Genomic DNA, 16,045 nt, shown 5'->3' with positions numbered 1-16,045 from the left:
TCAGAACAATCCCGATCACGTAGGGCAGCTTCCATGGAAGGCTTCAAGAAGTTCCTGCTCCAGGGCAACCTGGTGCAGTTGGCGGTCGCGGTCGTCATCGGCGCCGTTTTCTCCGGTCTCATCACCGCGTTCACCGAAGGGTTCATCACCCCGCTGCTCGGCATCTTCGGGGGTGTCCCCACCTTCGGCGACCTGTACTTCGAGATCAACGGCAGCCGCTTCCTCTACGGCGCCTTCATCGATGCCCTGATCTCCTTCCTGCTCACCGCGGCGATCCTGTACTTCTTCGTGGTCCTGCCCACGAGCAAGCTGTTGGAGAAGCTGATCAAGGCGGAGGAGGCCAGCACCCGCGAGTGCCCGCTCTGCTTCACCGAGATCAACAAGAAGGCCAGCCGCTGCCCCGCCTGCACCGGCGAGGTCACCCCGGAGATCACCACCACGGCCTAGATGTACGTACCCCGCACACGCGTGAGGGCGGTCCCCGCGGGGACCGCCCTCACGCGTTCTCGGTAACGCTAACCCTCGAACTCCCAATGCCAGGGTTCGAACGGGTTGGACTTGGCCCAGGCCGGATGGATCCAGCCGTAGCGGCCCCCGTTGGTCTCCATCCAGTTCCACTTGTCGGAGCGGAAGTTCTGGATGCCGCACCCGAGGTCGATCGCCTGTCCCAGACCGTGGTTACTGGTGCCCGGGACCGCCGCGAAACCGGGCGGCACCTCGCCGTACACACGGTGCTGGTTGGGCAGGTCACGGTAGGAGCTGGTGATGCAGATGTTCTCGCCGAACTGCTCCACGTGCTCCATGTTCAGTTCGAGGAAGGCCTTGGCGGCGTCCGCTCGAAGGGAATGCCCGTCGTAGAGCTCGCACAGGGCCTCCTTCGGCAACAGGCCGTTGGGGTAGCCGTCCGCCTTGGATGCGGCCGAGGGGTCGCAGTCGGCCGCGGCCATGAAGGTGTCCGGGTCCAGCCCTCGCGACTCCAGTTCGTCGGTGAGCGCGTTCGTGCTCTCCTCGGATTGGGCGCGCAGGTCGTCCACCTTGGCGGCGAGCTCGGCCTGTTCGAGCTGGGTGAAGGTCTGGAGGTCCTGGGCTTCGCCGGCCAGGCCGATCTGCTCCTCGCGCAGGTCGGTGGCGTCCTGGATGAGCGCCTGGTTGTCCTCGGAGAGCTTGGCCGCGTAGGACTGCGTCTGAAGGTCCTCGTCGAGGTCGCCCGCCGCGAGGATGCCGAGCACCCCGGCCTCGGGCTGCTGGTACATGGTGCTGGCCAACTGAGCGAGCGGTTCGCGCATCTCACCGAGGTCCACCTCGATGCGCTGGAGCTCGTGAAGGGTGTCGACCAGTTCCTCCTGGGCCTTCTCCAGCTCCTCCTGGCGCTCGACGTACTCGTCGGTCGCCTTCTCCAGCTCCTTGGACGCCTCCTCGGCGTTGTTACGCAGTTCCTCCAGGCTCGACTGCGCGGATGCGGGCTCCAGGCCCGACTCCGGCAGAGGGACGACCAGCAGAGCGGTGAGCAGGACGAGTGTGAGCGCCTGCGTCATCCGGACCCGCTGAAGCGTCCCCAGGGCACCCAACGCCCCGGTACCCGGCGCGCGGGACCTGCGCCGCGCCGAATCAGAAGTGAACGGCACGAAGATCCTCCGGCTGCATTTTCCTCGAACACCTACTCGTGACCGCAAGGCAAGGTACTACATGTCCACATGCGGACACACTGGACAGATCTGGCTGAAGGTGGCTTCTCGGGGCCGTCGGCCGCCTCGATGGGCGGCACCCCGGCCCGCCTTCCGTGGAAGACCTGGTCGTCAGAGCGACAACACCTGTCACATCCATCAACCCACAGTGACCGTAACGCTCAACCTGCCATAATCGCGACACGCGACATGAACAACATCACACCGTCACCAGGACAACCGATCGTAGGTCAGCGTACTGTGCCACGTACACAGCGTGCCCCCAAGGCACCCGCCGAACACCAATCGGCACCCCATGCACGCCCATCCTGGGTTAGGCTTGACCCCGAGACGGGGTAACCTCCGTCTCTGGTGATCATCATGGCTCCGTAGCTCAGGGGATAGAGCACCGCTCTCCTAAAGCGGGTGCCGCAGGTTCGAATCCTGCCGGGGCCGCCGTGAGAACCGTGGGGCGTCATCTCCGTTCGGAGGTGGCGCCCTCGTCGTTTTCCCGCACCAGAATTCACCCTACTGGCGGCCAACTCCTCACAAACCCGCCCGCCCACCCCTCTCCCCGTGTCCCTTTCCGCCCACGGGAGAACGGCTGCCGGTGAACCGGGGCGGACAAGGTGGGCGGTCTTCGGGGAGGAGATCGTCCGGCGCGTCGTGTCGGAACGTCGCTTCGAGCCCTCGGACGTCGATCATGGAGACCCGACCGACCAGGTCGGAGGGGTCGCGACCATGGTCGAACGGGGAGTGGGCGAATGGCGGGCGAGGACGACCGGACCGAACGGGAGACGGGGCGGGCCCCCGGATCGCGGGGGCGGCAGAGGGGCGGGTCGCCCTCGGCGATCGCGTCGGCGCTCACGAGGGACCCCCAGCCGGGACCCCAGCACTGGGGCGGACCCCGACCCAGGCGCGCCAAGCCCGACGTGTTCTTCCCGCGCGACTTCCCCCACCTGGCCCCGCCCAAGAAGAGGGGCTAGGAACGGCGGGGTCGGAGCACGTAGCCGACGTAGCCGTATTCGTGGCCGTGCTCCCGGTACAGCCGGATCTCCCTGCGGACGTCCTCGGCGGCGGCGATCGCGTGCGGGTCCTCCGGGTCGATCATGGCGGCCCGCGCGTCCAACGGTGCGTAGTAGGCCTCCACCCAGTCGCTGTCGGGGAGCAGGTAGGTGGCGGTCACCGTGTAGCCGGCCGCGGTGGCCTGCTCGACGTTCTCCCCGGTGCCGCGCAGCGGGTAGGCGGCGTCCCAGTACGCTCGGGCCTCCTTCGAGGGGGCGTCGGTGAGCCACCCGCATTCGGTGACCACCAGGACGCCCTCGGGTGAGAGCAGCCGACGCCAGGAGGCCAGGGCAGAGCCGAAGCCGATGTTGTAGGCGGCGCCCTCACTCCAGATCAGGTCGAGGGAACCGTCGGGCAGGTCGTCCAGGGCATCCATCGAGCCGTGTCGCGCGTGGACGCGGTCGGCGACCCCGGCGGCCTCCGCGGCCGTCCTCAGCTGTTCGAGGAAGGGCGGATAGACGTCCACGGCGGTCACGTGCGCCCCTTCGATCCCGGCCAGGATCAGGGTCGCCGCGCCGGTGCCGCTGCCCAGGTCCAGTACGCGGGGCCGCTCCGGCAGGGGCGCGGCCAGGGAGAGGAGCAGTTCGGTGGTGGCCCGCGAGCCCGGCCCCTGACGTTCCTGTCCCTCGTGCAGGGTGAGCGCCGCTTTGAGCGAAGGGTCGTCGAAGTCGAGGTCGAACGCCATGAGGGCACTCCGTGTCGGGTCGTGTGATCAGGGACGACGGGGGGCGCGGGGGACCCACCCTAGCCCTCTTCCCCCGGTTCTCGGGGGTCAGAGGAGGTTGCGCCAGGGCATGAGGACGATCTCGCTGAACTTGGCCATGAAGGGGCGGCTCCGCCATTCCTCCTCGGTCAGCTCCCGGGCGTTGGTGAGGTCGGTGGTGAAGACCCGCTCCAGGTGCGCGGCGACGTCCTCGTCGAAGAGTTCCACGTTGATCTCGTAGTTGCCGGTCAGGCTGAGCCGGTCGACGTTGGCGGTGCCGATGGTGCTCCAGCGGCCGTCCACGGTGGCGGTCTTGGCGTGCACCATGGCGTTCTGGTAGAGCCACAGCCGCACTCCGCCCCGGAGCAGCTCGGCGTAGCGGCCCCGGGCCATCCAGTCGGCGACGACGTGGTTGGAGTTCTCCGGGACGAGGACGTTGACGTCCACCCCCCGTTCGGCGGCCTCGATGAGGACCTTGGCCAGCTCCCGATCGGGGATGAAGTAGGCCTGGGTGAAGATCACCCGCGTTTTGGCCCGATCCACCGCCTCCAGGAACATCGCCCGGATCGGATAGATGAGGAGTTCGGGCACGTTGCGGTGGACCCGGATGCGGGAGTCCCACTCGGCCTGGCCGAGCCCCTCCAGTTCGGGTTCGCGGGCGCCCTTGTTGGTGTTCCAGAAATCGATGAAGGCGTTCTCCAACTCCCACACCGCGGGCCCGGCCACCTTGAGGTGGGTATCGCGCCATTCGATGGCGTAGGTGGAACCGATGTTGAAGCCTCCGACGAACCCCACCTCACCGTCCACGGTGAGGATCTTGCGGTGGTCACGGCCGGATTTGCGCACGTTCAGGAACAGCACGCCGACGCGGAAGGCGGGGTAGCGCAGGACCCGCACCGAGGGCGGGAAGTCGAAGAAGCGTCGGGGGACCACGAGGTTGGCGAAGCCGTCGTAGACGACGTACACCTCCACACCGCGTTCGGCGGCCTCGATCAGGGCGGCCTTGAACTCCTGGCCCACGGCGTCGGACTTGACGATGTAGGACTCGAAGAGGATGCGGCGCCTCGCCCCTCGAATGGCGTCGAGCATGTCCTCGAAGAGGTCCGTGCCGTAGGTGTAGACCGTGGCGGTGTTGTCGCCGACCGGTATCGACGCGGGTTCGGTGCGGGGGAAACCGGCCCGGTGGGGGCGCACCTTCTTGCGCCAGTGATCGATCCCGATGAGGGTGGCGACCACGGCGACCTGGGTGGCGAGCAGGCCCAGCAGTCCTCGCCGGACCCAGGTCATGACGGTCGAGCGTCTCAGCATACGGTCGCCTCCCGGAACAGGACGTCCGCCGCGGACCGCCCATGACGGCGACCCGACACAGGTTCCGTCCCACCGTATACCTGCGCACAGCAGGACACCGGCCGCGAATCGCCCGTATCGCCGATCTCTCTTTCGAGGTCAGTCGTCCTCGCGACGTTCGAGGACGAGCAGCTCGGTGGTGGGGCTCTCCGTACGCCCGCGGACCAGCCGGCGGTCCACCTGGTAGAGCGCCGCTCCGGCCAGCCATCCGGTCGGCCCGGTGAGCGTGACCGCGCGCAGGAAGGCCCCCCAGACCTTGCGCCAGGGCAGGGAGGCGTCCACTTGGGCGTTCATCAACATGAGCATCGGTACGCGATGGACGATGTCGAACCCGGCCTTGTCCGCCACCGCGGTGATCGTCTCCAGGGTCCGGTTGACCTGGTGCTCGCCGCGCTGTTCGGGGCGTTGGAGGCAGTTCTCCGAGATGATGAGGGTGCCGCCCGGGCGCACGACCCGGCCGAGCTGGACGAAGGCGGAGGCGTAGCGGTCGTCGTCGGTGATGTGGAAGAGCACGTCCATGCAGGAGGCGACGTCGAAGTCGGCCCGGCCGAAGGCGTCCAGTTCCGAGGCGTCCTGCCGGACGAAACGGTGGCGGGGGAAGCGGCCCCGTAGGCGTTCCACGGCGGCGTCGGTCATGTCGCAGCCGGTCACCTCGCCGGCGCCGAGTCGGTCCCACAGCCCCACGTAGAAGCCGGTGCCGCTGCCCACGTCGAGGACACTGGACCCGCCGAGCCCGAGACGACCGATCTCGCGGAGGAAGACCTCCTCGCGCACCTTGTACATCCAGCTGTTGAAGGGCCTGCCCAGAGCGCGGTAGCCCACGCCGCTCTCGGTCCAGTCCCCTTCGAGGCGATGCTCCCAGAAGTCGCGCAGTTCACTGTGTGTAGCCATGACATAACTCTCACACCGGGTGGCGGCGTTGTCCTGTCGAAGCGCCGGGGCCCCGCGCGGTTCTCCCACTCCCACGACCTCGGAGAAGGAGGTGGTGGCCGCGACGGCACGGTGTGCCGGGTTTGTCCCCGCGAGGCGCTAGACATGGAACATCCGCGGCACACCCAGGAGAGCGCATGACCATCAACCAGAACCTGACCGAGTTCGCCGGCCTGCCGGTGGTGGACTTCCCCGCCGAAGGGCTCGACGAGTACTCCCTGCCGCGAGGGGATTCCGGCCTGACCCACGAGGAGCACCGGGATCGGTGGATCGAGGCGGCGAAGGATCCGGCCGCGTGGGCCTGGCGGCTGCGCGTCGAGTCCTACGAACCGGAGGAGGAGTTCGGTCCGTGTTTCCTGCGTTTTCTCGAGGCGGTGGACACCACGCCCATCACCGCCCTGGTCGTGGGCATGACCGGTTCGGTGGAGGACGAGCCCGGCTACCTGGAGGCCCGTGACCTGCTGATCCGGCACCGGGACGCGTTCCCGAACCTGCGCTCGATCTTCCTCGGCGACGTGACCTTCGAGGAGAGCGAGGTGTCCTGGCTGAACCACACGGACGTGGCGCCGCTCCTGGCCGCCTATCCCGAACTGGACACCCTGGTCACGCGCGGTACCGGCGATTCCCAGTACCGGGCTTCGGACGAGGAGCCGACCGAGGACACCGTGTTGCGGCTGCACGTCCCCCGTCACGAGGGACTGCGACGTCTCATCGTCGAGTCGGGCGGCCTGCGCGGGCGGACGTGCCGGGAGCTCTGCTCCTCCGACCTGCCTCGACTGGAGCACCTGGAGTTGTGGTTGGGGGTGGACACCTACGGCTACGACGCCGTCCCCGAGGACCTGGCCCCGCTCCTGTCCGGCGAGGCCTTCCCCGGCCTGCGCCACCTGGGCCTGCGCAACGCGGAGGACACCGACGACTGGGTGAGGGTCCTGGCCTCGGCCCCGATCCTGGCCCGTCTGGAGTCCCTGGATCTGTCCTTGGGCACCCTCCGGGAGGAGGGGGCGCGGATCCTGATGGAGACGCCCGCCTTCCACGCTCTGCGCCGGATCGACCTGCACCACCACTACCTTTCGGAGGAGGCGCGCGACCGGCTCCGCGAGGCGCTGACCGCCTCCGGGGTGGAGGTCGATCTGAGCGAGGAGCGCGAGCCCTCCCATTTCTCCGGCGAGGACCTCTACTACCCGGCCGTGGGCGAGTGAGCGCGCCGCGTTCCGACCGTCCCCTTCTCCCCTCCCCGACGAAGGAGTCTCCATGATCGGCGAGTGCCTCACCGAGTACGCGGGACTTCCCGTGGTCGACTTCCTCGAGGACGAGGAGGACCGGCCCACGCCGTCCTCGGTCGTCTGGCGGCTGCATTCCATGTACGGCGAGGAGGGGTTCCTCGGCACGGTGGACCGGTTCGTCCAGGAGGTGGACACATCGAAGGTCACCGCCCTGGTGATCGGCGACTGGGGGGTTCAGGGCGGCAAGGATCTCTCCTCCGTCGGTGCGCGCGACGCCCTCGTCGAGCACGCCGCCGCGTTCCCGGCGCTGCGTTCCCTGTTCCTCGGCGACATCACCTTCGAGTTGAGCGAGATCTCGTGGCTCCAGCAGTCCGATCTGGCCCCGCTCCTGGTCGCCTATCCGGCTCTGGAGGAACTGGCCGTCCGCGGGGTGGGCGACACCTACGTCGACCCCGACGTACTGGCGTTGCACGCCCCCGGGCACCCCTCTCTGCGCTCCCTGACCGTGCAGAGCGGTGGTCTGCCCGGACGGGTCGTGCGCGAGATCGTCTCGTCGTCCCCGCTCCCGTTGGAACGGCTGGAGCTGTGGCTGGGCGTGGAGCACTACGGATACGACGTCGTTCCCGAGGACCTGGCGCCGATCCTGTCCGGAGAGGCCTTCCCCGGCCTGCGCCACCTGGGCCTGCGCAACGCGCAGGACACCGGTGACTGGGCGCGCCGTCTGACCGCGTCGCCGCTCCTGGCCCGGCTCACCTCCGTGGACCTCTCCCTGGGCTCCCTGCGCGGGAAGGACGTCGAGCACCTGATCGCCTCGGTCCCGCTCCTGGCCCATCTGGAGAGCCTGGATCTGCACCACCACTACCTGTCGGAGGAGGAGACCGAGCGGGTGCGCGCCGCGTTCGCCGAGACGGGCGTACGGGTCGACCTCTCCGATCGGCGGGAGGTCCGCGGCGACGAGGACGACCTCTTCACCTACTACCCGTCCGTGGGCGAGTGACCGTGCCCCTACCGTCGATCGACCGTCCCCTGGTGGTGGTGTGCGTGCCGGGCAATCGGCGGCGCGCCCTGTTCGCCGAGGCGGCCCGGGGACTCGGTCTACCGGAACCGGCCGTGCTCCCCTGGCACGAGCTGGCCGACCCCTCCGCGACCGTGCGCCTGCCCGAGGGCGCCCTGGTGCGGGTCGACTCGGCCGGCGAGGACTCCGCCACCGCGCGACTGTTGCGCGGGCTCCCCCACGATCCGGACCTTTACCGGGTGGAGGGGGCGGCCGAGCAGCACCGGGGGTTCGTGCGCGCCCTGGAACGGCTGTCCACGGTGGTGGCGTCCACCCCCGACGCCCACCTGCTCCAGGACCCGGCCGACCTGGTGGACATGTGCGACAAGCGCCGCTGCCACGCCCGGCTGGAGGCGGCGGGAATCCCGGTGCCGCCGGCCCTGCCCGGACCGATCACCGGATACGGGCACCTGCGCTCCCTCATGGCCGAGCACCGGATGCCCCGGGTGTTCGTCAAACCGGCGCACGGCTCGTCCGCGTCCGGGGTGATCGCGTTGTCGACGGCCTCGGGGGGCCGGGTCAGGGCCGTCACCTCCGCCGCTCTGCGCCGTTCCGAGGACGGTCGGGCGGAGCTGTACAACTCCCTGCGCCTGCGCACCTACACCGACGAGGCCGAGGTCGCGGCGGTGGTGGACGCGCTGGTCGCCGAGGGCCCGCACGTGGAACGCTGGTCGCCCAAGGCCTCCCTCGATGGTCGCGTGGTGGACCTCCGGGTCCTGGTCGTGGCGGGTCGTGCCACCCACGTGGTGGTGCGCTCGTCCCGTTCTCCGTTGACCAACCTGCACCTGGGCAACGCCCGAGGGGACCTGGAGACGCTGCGCTCGAGCATGGGCCCCGGTTCCTGGGGCGAGGCGATGTCCGTCGCCGAACGGGCCGCCGCGGTCTTCGATTCCACTCTGCACGCCGGGGTGGACCTGTTGATCTCACCCGACCGTCGTCGGTTCACGATCTGCGAGGTCAACGCCTTCGGCGACCTTCTCCCCGGGGTCCTGCACGAGGGGCGGAGCACCCACGCGGAACAGCTGCACGCCCTGGCGACCGGTCGTTTCCCCGTACCGCCCCGCCGAACCCCGTCCCCCGAATCCCGATATCCGTCCTCACCCACACTGGAACCTCGTTGAACACCAGCACGACCGGGGCCGTCCGGCCCGGAGCCACACCGGACATGAACACCGTGGTGGGCACGCACGACATCCTGCTGCTCACCCTGGACACCCTGAGGTACGACGTGGCGGTCGAGCTCGCCGACGCCGGCCGTATCCCGAACCTGGCCCGCCTGCTCCCCGAGGGCGGTTGGGAGGAGCGGCACTCCCCCGCGAGCTTCACCTACGCCTCCCACCTGGCCATGCTCGCCGGGTTCCTGCCCACCCCCTCCTCGCCCGGCCCGCACCCCCGCCTGTTCGCCGCCGCCTTCCCCGGCAGCGTCTCGACCGCCCCGGGCACCTGGACGTTCGACACCCCGGACCTGGCCTCGGGCCTGGCCGCCGAGGGCTATCACACGGCCTGTGTGGGCGGTACCGGCTTCTTCAACCGCCGTTCGGCCCTGGGGTCGGTGCTGCCCGACATGTTCGCCGAGAGCCATTGGGAGGAGTCCTTCGGGGTCACCGACCCCCGTTCCTTCGAGCACCAGGTGGAGCGGGCCGTCTCGATCACCACGGCGATCCCCGCCGAGCGCCCCCTCTTCCTCCTGCTCAACGTGTCCGCCCTGCACCAGCCCAACTGGTTCCATCTGCCCGGGGCGACCCGCGAGGCCGGTGACACCAGGGAGAGCCACGCCGCCGCCCTGGAGTACGTGGACCGCCACCTGCCCCCGCTGCTCACCGCGATGGCCGCCCGCCGCCCCTGTTTCGCGATCGTGTGCTCGGACCACGGCACCGCCTACGGCGAGGACGGGCACACGGGCCACCGGATCGGCCACGAGGTCGTGTGGACGGTCCCCTACACGCACGCCGTCCTGCCGCACGGCCACGTCCACGAGGAGGAGAACGCGTGAGCGTCGTCCCGATGACCGAGCCCGTGCGCCCGGACTCCCCGTACCGCTCGTACGTGTACGCCTATCCGCACAAGACGGCCTATCGCCCGTTCGAGGAACGGCCGCGCCTGGCCGACCTGTGGCGGGACGAGGAGGTCGGCGCGCTGTCGCTGTACGCGCACATCCCCTTCTGCGAGATGCGCTGCGGCTTCTGCAACCTGTTCACCCGTTCCACCCCGCCGGCCGAACAGGTCACCGCCTACCTCGACGCCATGGAGCGGCAGGCCGAGGCCGTCGCCTCAGGCCTGCCGGAGGGCGCCTCCTTCGCCCGCGCGGCCCTGGGCGGCGGCACCCCCACCTACCTGACCGCCGACGAGCTGGCGCGGACCTACGCCATCATCGAATCGGCCTTCGGGGTGGACCTGAAGCGGATCCCGATGTCCGTGGAGACCTCACCGGCCACCGCGACCCCGGATCGGCTCCGGGTCCTGGAGTCGCTCGGCGTCACCCGGATCAGCATGGGGGTGCAGAGCTTCCTCGACCCCGAGGCGCACGCCGCCGGCCGTCCGCAGAAGCGCGCGGAGGTGGACCTCGCCCTGGCCGCCATCCGCGAGCACACCCGCGCCGACCTCAACGTGGACCTCATCTACGGCATCGAGCGGCAGACCCCGGACACCTGGAGGTACTCGCTGGACACGGCGCTGTCGTGGCGACCGGAGGAGGTCTACCTCTACCCGCTCTACGTGCGCCCGCTCACCGGTCTGGGTCGTCGCGCCCGCGCCTGGGACGACCACCGTCTGTCCCTGTACCGCCAGGGCCGGGACCATCTGCGCGAGCGCGGATACGAGCAGGTGTCCATGCGGATGTTCCGTCGGGCGGACGCACCGACGACGGCCCTCCCCGACCATTCCTGTCAGACCGACGGCATGGTGGGTCTGGGCTGTGGTGCCCGCTCCTACACCCGCGGCACCCACTACTCCTTCGACTACGCGGTGGGGATCGGGAAGGTGCGGTCGATCATCGAGGACTACGTCGGCCGGGACACCGAGGACTTCACCCGGGCCGAGGTGGGGTTCCACCTGGACGAGGAGGAACGTCGCCGCCGCCACGTGCTCCAGTCGCTGTTGCGGGTGGAGGGGTTGGACGTGGCCGCCTACACGGAGCGGTTCGGCTCCCACCCGGCCGCCGACCTGCCCACCGAGTTCGCCGCCCTGAACGCCCGGGGATGGCTGGTCCCCGGGGAGGACTCCGTCGACTCCGGAACGCTCCGTCTCACCGAGGAGGGCCTGGCCCACTCCGACGCGATCGGACCGGACCTGTTCTCCGCGCGGGTGAACCGGCTCATGGACGAGTACGAGGCCGGGTGACCCGATGACCTCGAACCGTCTCGTCGACCTGCCCGACCCGTCCCCCCGGGCGGGGCCGGGTTCGCACGCCCCTCTCCCGGAGCACCTCACCCTTCTCTACCGGGGCCCGTTGGCCAGTTGCGACTACGACTGCCCCTACTGTCCCTTCGCCAAGCGTCGGGACTCCCCCGAGACCCTGCGCGTGGACCGGGCCGCCCTGGAACGCTTCACCGACTGGGTGGCGGCCCGGGCCGAGGCCGACCCCGGATCCCGGATCTCGGTGCTCTTCACCCCGTGGGGCGAGGGGCTGGTCCGCTCCTGGTACCGGCGGGCCATCACCCGGCTGAGCGGTATGGCGCACGTGGAGCGGGTGGCGATCCAGACCAATCTGAGCGGACGGACGGGCTGGCTCGCCGACTGCGACCGGACGAAGGCGGCGCTGTGGGCCACCTACCACCCCGGCGAGGTGGCGCACGAGCGTTTCCTCGCCAAGGCCCGCGAACTGACCGCCATGGGCGTGCGCTTCAGCGTGGGAACGGTGGGTCTGCCCGAACACCTGGACGCGGTCCGGCGGATGCGCGCCGATCTGCCCGAGGAGGTGTACCTGTGGGTGAACGCCGCCGAGGGGCGCTCTTACACCGACGCCGAGGCGGCCCTCTGGCAGGCGATCGATCCGCACTTCCACTACAGTCGCCTCCCTCACCCCGCCCGGGGTCTTCCCTGTCGTACGGGTGACACCGTGCTGTCCGTGGACGGCGAGGGGAACGTACGACGGTGTCACTTCGTGGACGTGCCGCTGGGCAACCTGTACGACGGCTCCTTCCGCGCGCGCCTGGGGCCCTCGGCCTGCCCTCTCACGAGCTGTGACTGCCACATCGGCTACGTCCATCTGGAGTCGTTGGACCTGTACGAGGTGTTCCGGGGAGGCGTGATCGAGCGGATCCCCGCCCGGTGGCCCTCCTGACGGGCGGACGTCAGAAGCATCGGTATCCCCTCGAAACCGTCCTTCTCGACCGCCATAATGCGTCCATGGTCCTTCCTCGTGTCATCGCCACCGACCTCGACGGAACCCTCCTCGGACGCACGGGAGAGGTCTCCGAACGCAACCGACGGGCCCTGAACTCCGCCATCGAGGCGGGCGTCCGGGTGGTGATCGTGACCGCCCGACCGCCTCGGGACACCGAGCACATCGCCGCCCTGTTCGACTGCGCCGCGGTGGTCTGCGGCAACGGCGCCCACGCCCGGATCCCCGGCCGGGACCCCCTGCTCCGAGCGATCGACCCCTCCCTCTCCGAGACCCTCGTCACCAAGATCCGCGCCTCCCTGCCCGACGCCGACCTCGGTTTCGGGGTGGAGACCGGAACGGGCTTCTACCACGACGCCGACTACGCGCTCGAATGGTGGATGTCGCCCGACGGGGTCTCGGGGGTGCTCGACGACACCGACGCCCTGCTGGAGGCGGCCTCCCCGGTCGCCAAACTCCTCGTCCGTTCGGCGGGCACCCCGGTGAACCTGATGTACGAGGCGGCCCTGAGCGCCGTCGGCCCTCTGGCCGAGGTGACCTACTCCGGTGGGGCCGGACTGTTGGAGGTGAGCGCGGCCGGGGTGAACAAGGGCGGCACCCTCGCCCTGTTGTGCGAGGAGTGGGGGGTGGCCCGCGAGGAGGTGGTGGCCTTCGGCGACATGCCCAACGACCTCTCCGCCCTCACCTGGGCCGGATCCGGTTACGCGATGGAGAGCGGACACCCGGGGCTGCTCGCCCCGGAGCTGGGACTGCGGGTGGCCCCGTCCAGCTTCGAGGACGGCGTGGGCCGCGTGGTCGAGGAGCTCCTGGCCGGAGCCTGAGGCCGGACATGGAACCGCCCCGGAACGTCTCGGACGTTCCGGGGCGGGGTCTTTCCCGGGGTTCAGTGGAGCAGCTTGAGGCCGATCACACCGGCCACGATCGCGATCAGGCACAGCGCCTTGGGAAGGCTGAAGCCCTCCCCGAGGAAGAAGGAGCCGATCAGAGCGGTGCCGACCACACCGATCGACACCCACACGGCGTAGCCGGTGCCCAGGGGGATGGTGCGCAGCGCGTAGGCCAGACCGGCCATGCTCAGCGCCAGGGTGACCACGAAGGTCACCGACGGCCACAGACGGGTGAAGCCCTGAGAGGCGTTGAGCGCCGCCGCCCAGGCGGTCTCGAGAAGACCCGAGATCACGAGTACGAGCCAGGCCATGACCTGTTACCTCCACGAACGCAGGGATCGGTGCGCGCCGTCTTGTCATGACCGGGTACGGCGCCCTCGTCCGGGGTCCACAGGTGCTCGAACGGTACAACGGCCCCCTTCACGGGGGGATTCCGGGGTGGGTGGAGGGGTCGGTCACCATCGTCGGGCGTCGTGTCCGACGTCGGACGCGACCGCCCGGCGACCGTTCGGCGCTTCAGGTGACCGTTGGTCGCACGGTGGACGACCGCTCGACGCTCCGCGTCCGCGTTCGGCGCTCGCCCGCGCGAGCCCCCTGCTCAGGGCGAGTGCCCCTCCTTACAGTGCCGGGTAACCCAGGTCACATATCGGGAACCGGCACCCGTCGGCGCACACGACCCCTGCCCATCCCCCGGAGGTAACGAGCAGCATGGCCACACAATCGTCATCGTCGGCGAAGGATCCGACACCGACACCACGGGAGGACGAGGCCCACTCGGCCGAGCCCATCCCGACCGAGGCGTTCGTCGCGATGCACGCCGACCCGCGTTTCCACCGACTCCGTCGCACCCTCTTCGTCTTCGTCTTCCCGATGACCGTGGCGTTCCTGCTCTGGTACGCGCTCTACGTCGTGCTCTCGGGGTTCGCCCGCGACTTCATGGCGATCGAGGTGGCCGGCGGGGTCAACATGGCTCTCCTGCTCGGGCTGCTCCAGTTCGTCACCACCTTCGGGATCGCGATCCTCTACTCCTGGTACGCCCGCAAGAGGTTCGACCCGCTCTCCTACGAACTGCGTGACGAGCTCATGGGGCTCGCCGAGAAGAAGTCGGAGGAGAACAGGTGATCCTCTCCAGCGGACTCCTCCTCGCCCAAGAGGGCGCGGTGACCGGGGCCAGCAGGACCATCACCATGGTCCTGTTCCTCATCACCATCGTCGGCACCCTGGCCATCACCGCCTGGGCCAACAAGCGCACCCACACCGCCACGGACTTCCACTCCGGAGGCCGCGGGTTCAGCGCCCCCCAGAACGGCTTCGCCATCGCCGGCGACTACATGTCGGCGGCGTCCTTCCTCGGTATCGCGGGCACCATCGCCCTCTTCGGCTACGACGGCTTCCTCTACTCCATCGGCTTCCTCGTCGCCTGGCTGATCGCCCTCCTGCTGGTCGCCGAACTGCTGCGCAACTCCGGCCGCTACACCATGGGCGACGTGCTGTCCTACCGGATGCGACAGCGCCCCGTCCGTACCGCGGCGGCGGTCTCCACCCTGACCGTGTCGATCTTCTATCTGATCGCGCAGATGGTCGGCGCGGGCGCCCTGATCGCCCTGCTGCTGGGGATCCAGGGAGACCAGACCTACCTGGGCATGTCCGGGGACGTCGCGAAGATCATGGGGATCGTCGTGGTCGGCCTGCTCATGGTCATCTACGTGACCTTCGGCGGTATGAAGGGCACCACCTGGGTCCAGATCGTCCAGGCCGCCTTCCTCATGGTCGCGGTCGCCTTCCTGGTCATGCTGACCCTGTCGATCTACGGCTTCAACTTCGGCGCCCTCATGGACGCCGCGGCCTCCAACAGCGGCAAGGGCGAGGCGTTCCTCCAGCCTGGCCAGGTGTACGGCCAGGAGGTCCCGGGCGACGCCCTCCAGACCATGTGGAACAAGCTGGACCTGATCAGCCTCGGCATGGCCCTGGTGCTGGGCACCGCGGGTCTGCCGCACATCCTGATCCGCTTCTACACGGTCCCGGACTCGACCACCGCGCGTAAGTCCGTCAACTGGGGTATCGGCCTCATCGGCGTCTTCTACCTGATGACCCTCGTCCTCGGTTTCGGGGCCGCGGCCCTGGTGGGACACGAGACGATCTCCGAACAGAACCCGGCCGGCAACACGGCCGCGCCGATGCTCGCCGAGGCGGTGGGCTCCAACATCGGCGGTTCGCTGTTCGCCTCGATCATGCTGGCGGTCATCGCCTCCGTGGCCTTCGCGACCATCCTCACGACGGTGGCCGGTCTGACCATCGCCTCGTCCTCCTCCCTGGCTCACGACTTCTACAACTCCGTGATCCGCGGGGGCAAGGCCACCGGCGCCGAGGAGGTCAAGGTCGCCCGGATCGTCACGTGGTTCGTGGGCCTGGTGGCGATCGTGCTGGCGGTGTTCGCGCAGAACCTCAACGTGGCCTTCCTGGTCTCCCTGGCGTTCGCCATCGCGGCGTCCGCCAACCTGCCTCCGCTGCTGCTCAGCCTGTTCTGGAAGCGGTTCAACACCACCGGGGCCCTGGCCGGTATCTACGGCGGCCTGATCGGCGCGGTCGGTCTGGTGTTCTTCTCGCCGGTGGTCTCCGGCTCCGAGAGCGCGCTCATGCCCAACGTCGACTTCGCGTGGTTCCCGCTGCCCAACCCGGCCCTGGTGTCGGTGCCGCTGGGTCTGCTCTGCGCCGTGGTCGGCACCTACATGTCCAAGGAGCGCGACTACGAGAAGTTCGCGATGCTCCAGGTCCGCGCCCTCACCGGCGCGGGGGCGGAGAAGGCCGCCGACCACTGACCGTCATGGGC

The 16,045-nt window shown here is 69.3% G+C and carries 16 protein-coding genes, 1 tRNA gene and 1 riboswitch; of the genes, 12 read left to right on the top strand and 5 right to left on the bottom strand.

Features of this window, described 5'->3' with window-relative positions:
- Window positions 1-33: 33 nt before the first annotated feature.
- Window positions 34-447 carry an MscL family protein gene (locus tag D451_RS0102435; RefSeq protein ID WP_014911884.1) on the top strand — a complete coding sequence of 138 codons (414 nt, stop codon included), beginning with the start codon at window positions 34-36 and terminating at the stop codon, window positions 445-447.
- 68 nt (window positions 448-515) lie between these two features.
- On the opposite strand, the gene D451_RS0102430 is transcribed toward D451_RS0102435, so the two are convergent.
- Window positions 516-1,625, bottom strand: a complete 1,110-nt coding sequence (locus tag D451_RS0102430; RefSeq protein ID WP_014908247.1) for a M15 family metallopeptidase — start codon at window positions 1,623-1,625, stop codon at window positions 516-518.
- Window positions 1,626-2,047: 422 nt separating this feature from the next.
- Here D451_RS0102430 and D451_RS0102425 point away from each other — a divergent pair.
- Both D451_RS0102425 and D451_RS0102420 read left to right on the top strand, forming a co-directional pair.
- Window positions 2,048-2,120: transfer RNA gene (locus D451_RS0102425), tRNA-Arg, on the top strand.
- 308 nt (window positions 2,121-2,428) lie between these two features.
- On the top strand, window positions 2,429-2,650 hold the full coding sequence (locus D451_RS0102420) for a hypothetical protein (protein WP_017533293.1): 222 nt from the start codon (window positions 2,429-2,431) through the stop codon (window positions 2,648-2,650).
- Here the strand turns inward: D451_RS0102420 and D451_RS0102415 are convergent.
- From D451_RS0102415 to D451_RS0102405, 3 genes are all read right to left on the bottom strand, one after another.
- Window positions 2,647-3,414, bottom strand: coding sequence for a class I SAM-dependent methyltransferase (locus D451_RS0102415; RefSeq protein ID WP_017533292.1), 768 nt, complete (start codon window positions 3,412-3,414; stop codon window positions 2,647-2,649). The two genes, D451_RS0102420 and D451_RS0102415, sit on opposite strands and share 4 nt — an antisense overlap.
- A gap of 87 nt (window positions 3,415-3,501) precedes the next feature.
- Entirely contained in the window at window positions 3,502-4,740 is a 1,239-nt protein-coding gene (locus tag D451_RS0102410; protein WP_014911394.1) for a phospholipase D-like domain-containing protein, read from the bottom strand.
- Between the two features lie 138 nt (window positions 4,741-4,878).
- A complete protein-coding gene (locus D451_RS0102405; RefSeq protein ID WP_017533291.1) occupies window positions 4,879-5,670 on the bottom strand; it encodes a class I SAM-dependent methyltransferase in 792 nt (263 codons plus the stop codon).
- Window positions 5,671-5,846: 176 nt separating this feature from the next.
- On the opposite strand from D451_RS0102405, the gene D451_RS0102400 reads away from it, so the two are divergent.
- The 7 genes from D451_RS0102400 (at window position 5,847) to D451_RS0102370 (ending at window position 13,149) form a co-directional block, all read left to right on the top strand.
- Window positions 5,847-6,908 (top strand): STM4015 family protein, encoded by a 1,062-nt coding sequence (locus D451_RS0102400; protein WP_017533290.1) that lies wholly within the window; start codon window positions 5,847-5,849, stop codon window positions 6,906-6,908.
- A 52-nt stretch (window positions 6,909-6,960) separates the two neighbouring features.
- Window positions 6,961-7,929, top strand: coding sequence for an STM4015 family protein (locus D451_RS0102395; protein ID WP_017533289.1), 969 nt, complete (start codon window positions 6,961-6,963; stop codon window positions 7,927-7,929).
- The gene (locus tag D451_RS0102390; protein ID WP_017533288.1) at window positions 7,926-9,107 is read left to right on the top strand and encodes an STM4014 family protein; all 1,182 of its coding nucleotides are present in this window, start codon (window positions 7,926-7,928) and stop codon (window positions 9,105-9,107) included. Before D451_RS0102395 ends, D451_RS0102390 begins: the two co-directional genes overlap by 4 nt.
- Window positions 9,108-9,151: 44 nt before the next feature.
- Window positions 9,152-9,979, top strand: a complete 828-nt coding sequence (locus tag D451_RS0102385) for an STM4013/SEN3800 family hydrolase (protein ID WP_017533287.1) — start codon at window positions 9,152-9,154, stop codon at window positions 9,977-9,979.
- Window positions 9,980-9,990: 11 nt separating this feature from the next.
- The gene (locus D451_RS0102380) at window positions 9,991-11,325 is read left to right on the top strand and encodes an STM4012 family radical SAM protein (protein ID WP_036567696.1); all 1,335 of its coding nucleotides are present in this window, start codon (window positions 9,991-9,993) and stop codon (window positions 11,323-11,325) included.
- Between the two features lie 4 nt (window positions 11,326-11,329).
- Window positions 11,330-12,268, top strand: a complete 939-nt coding sequence (locus D451_RS0102375; RefSeq protein WP_017533285.1) for an STM4011 family radical SAM protein — start codon at window positions 11,330-11,332, stop codon at window positions 12,266-12,268.
- Window positions 12,269-12,333: 65 nt separating this feature from the next.
- Window positions 12,334-13,149: an HAD family hydrolase gene (locus D451_RS0102370; protein WP_017533284.1), complete on the top strand. Its 816-nt coding sequence runs from the start codon at window positions 12,334-12,336 to the stop codon at window positions 13,147-13,149.
- A 62-nt stretch (window positions 13,150-13,211) separates the two neighbouring features.
- Here the strand turns inward: D451_RS0102370 and D451_RS0102365 are convergent, their stop codons facing one another.
- Window positions 13,212-13,526: a DMT family transporter gene (locus D451_RS0102365; protein ID WP_017533283.1), complete on the bottom strand. Its 315-nt coding sequence runs from the start codon at window positions 13,524-13,526 to the stop codon at window positions 13,212-13,214.
- A gap of 31 nt (window positions 13,527-13,557) precedes the next feature.
- A riboswitch (guanidine-III (ykkC-III) riboswitch) is annotated at window positions 13,558-13,624 on the bottom strand.
- A gap of 299 nt (window positions 13,625-13,923) precedes the next feature.
- Between D451_RS0102365 and D451_RS0102360 the strand changes: the two genes are divergently transcribed.
- On the top strand, window positions 13,924-14,337 hold the full coding sequence (locus D451_RS0102360) for a DUF485 domain-containing protein (RefSeq protein WP_014909354.1): 414 nt from the start codon (window positions 13,924-13,926) through the stop codon (window positions 14,335-14,337).
- The gene (locus tag D451_RS0102355) at window positions 14,334-16,034 is read left to right on the top strand and encodes a solute symporter family protein (RefSeq protein ID WP_017533282.1); all 1,701 of its coding nucleotides are present in this window, start codon (window positions 14,334-14,336) and stop codon (window positions 16,032-16,034) included. The genes D451_RS0102360 and D451_RS0102355 overlap by 4 nt, the downstream gene beginning before the upstream one ends.
- Window positions 16,035-16,045 lie beyond the last annotated feature (11 nt).

Origin of the sequence: Nocardiopsis alba DSM 43377 (assembly GCF_000341225.1) — a bacterium.
In the GTDB taxonomy this organism is placed as follows: Bacteria; Actinomycetota; Actinomycetes; order Streptosporangiales; family Streptosporangiaceae; genus Nocardiopsis; species Nocardiopsis alba.
The sequence above is the reverse complement of the archived record's forward strand: the minus strand, read 5'-3'. Positions and strand labels throughout refer to the sequence as shown.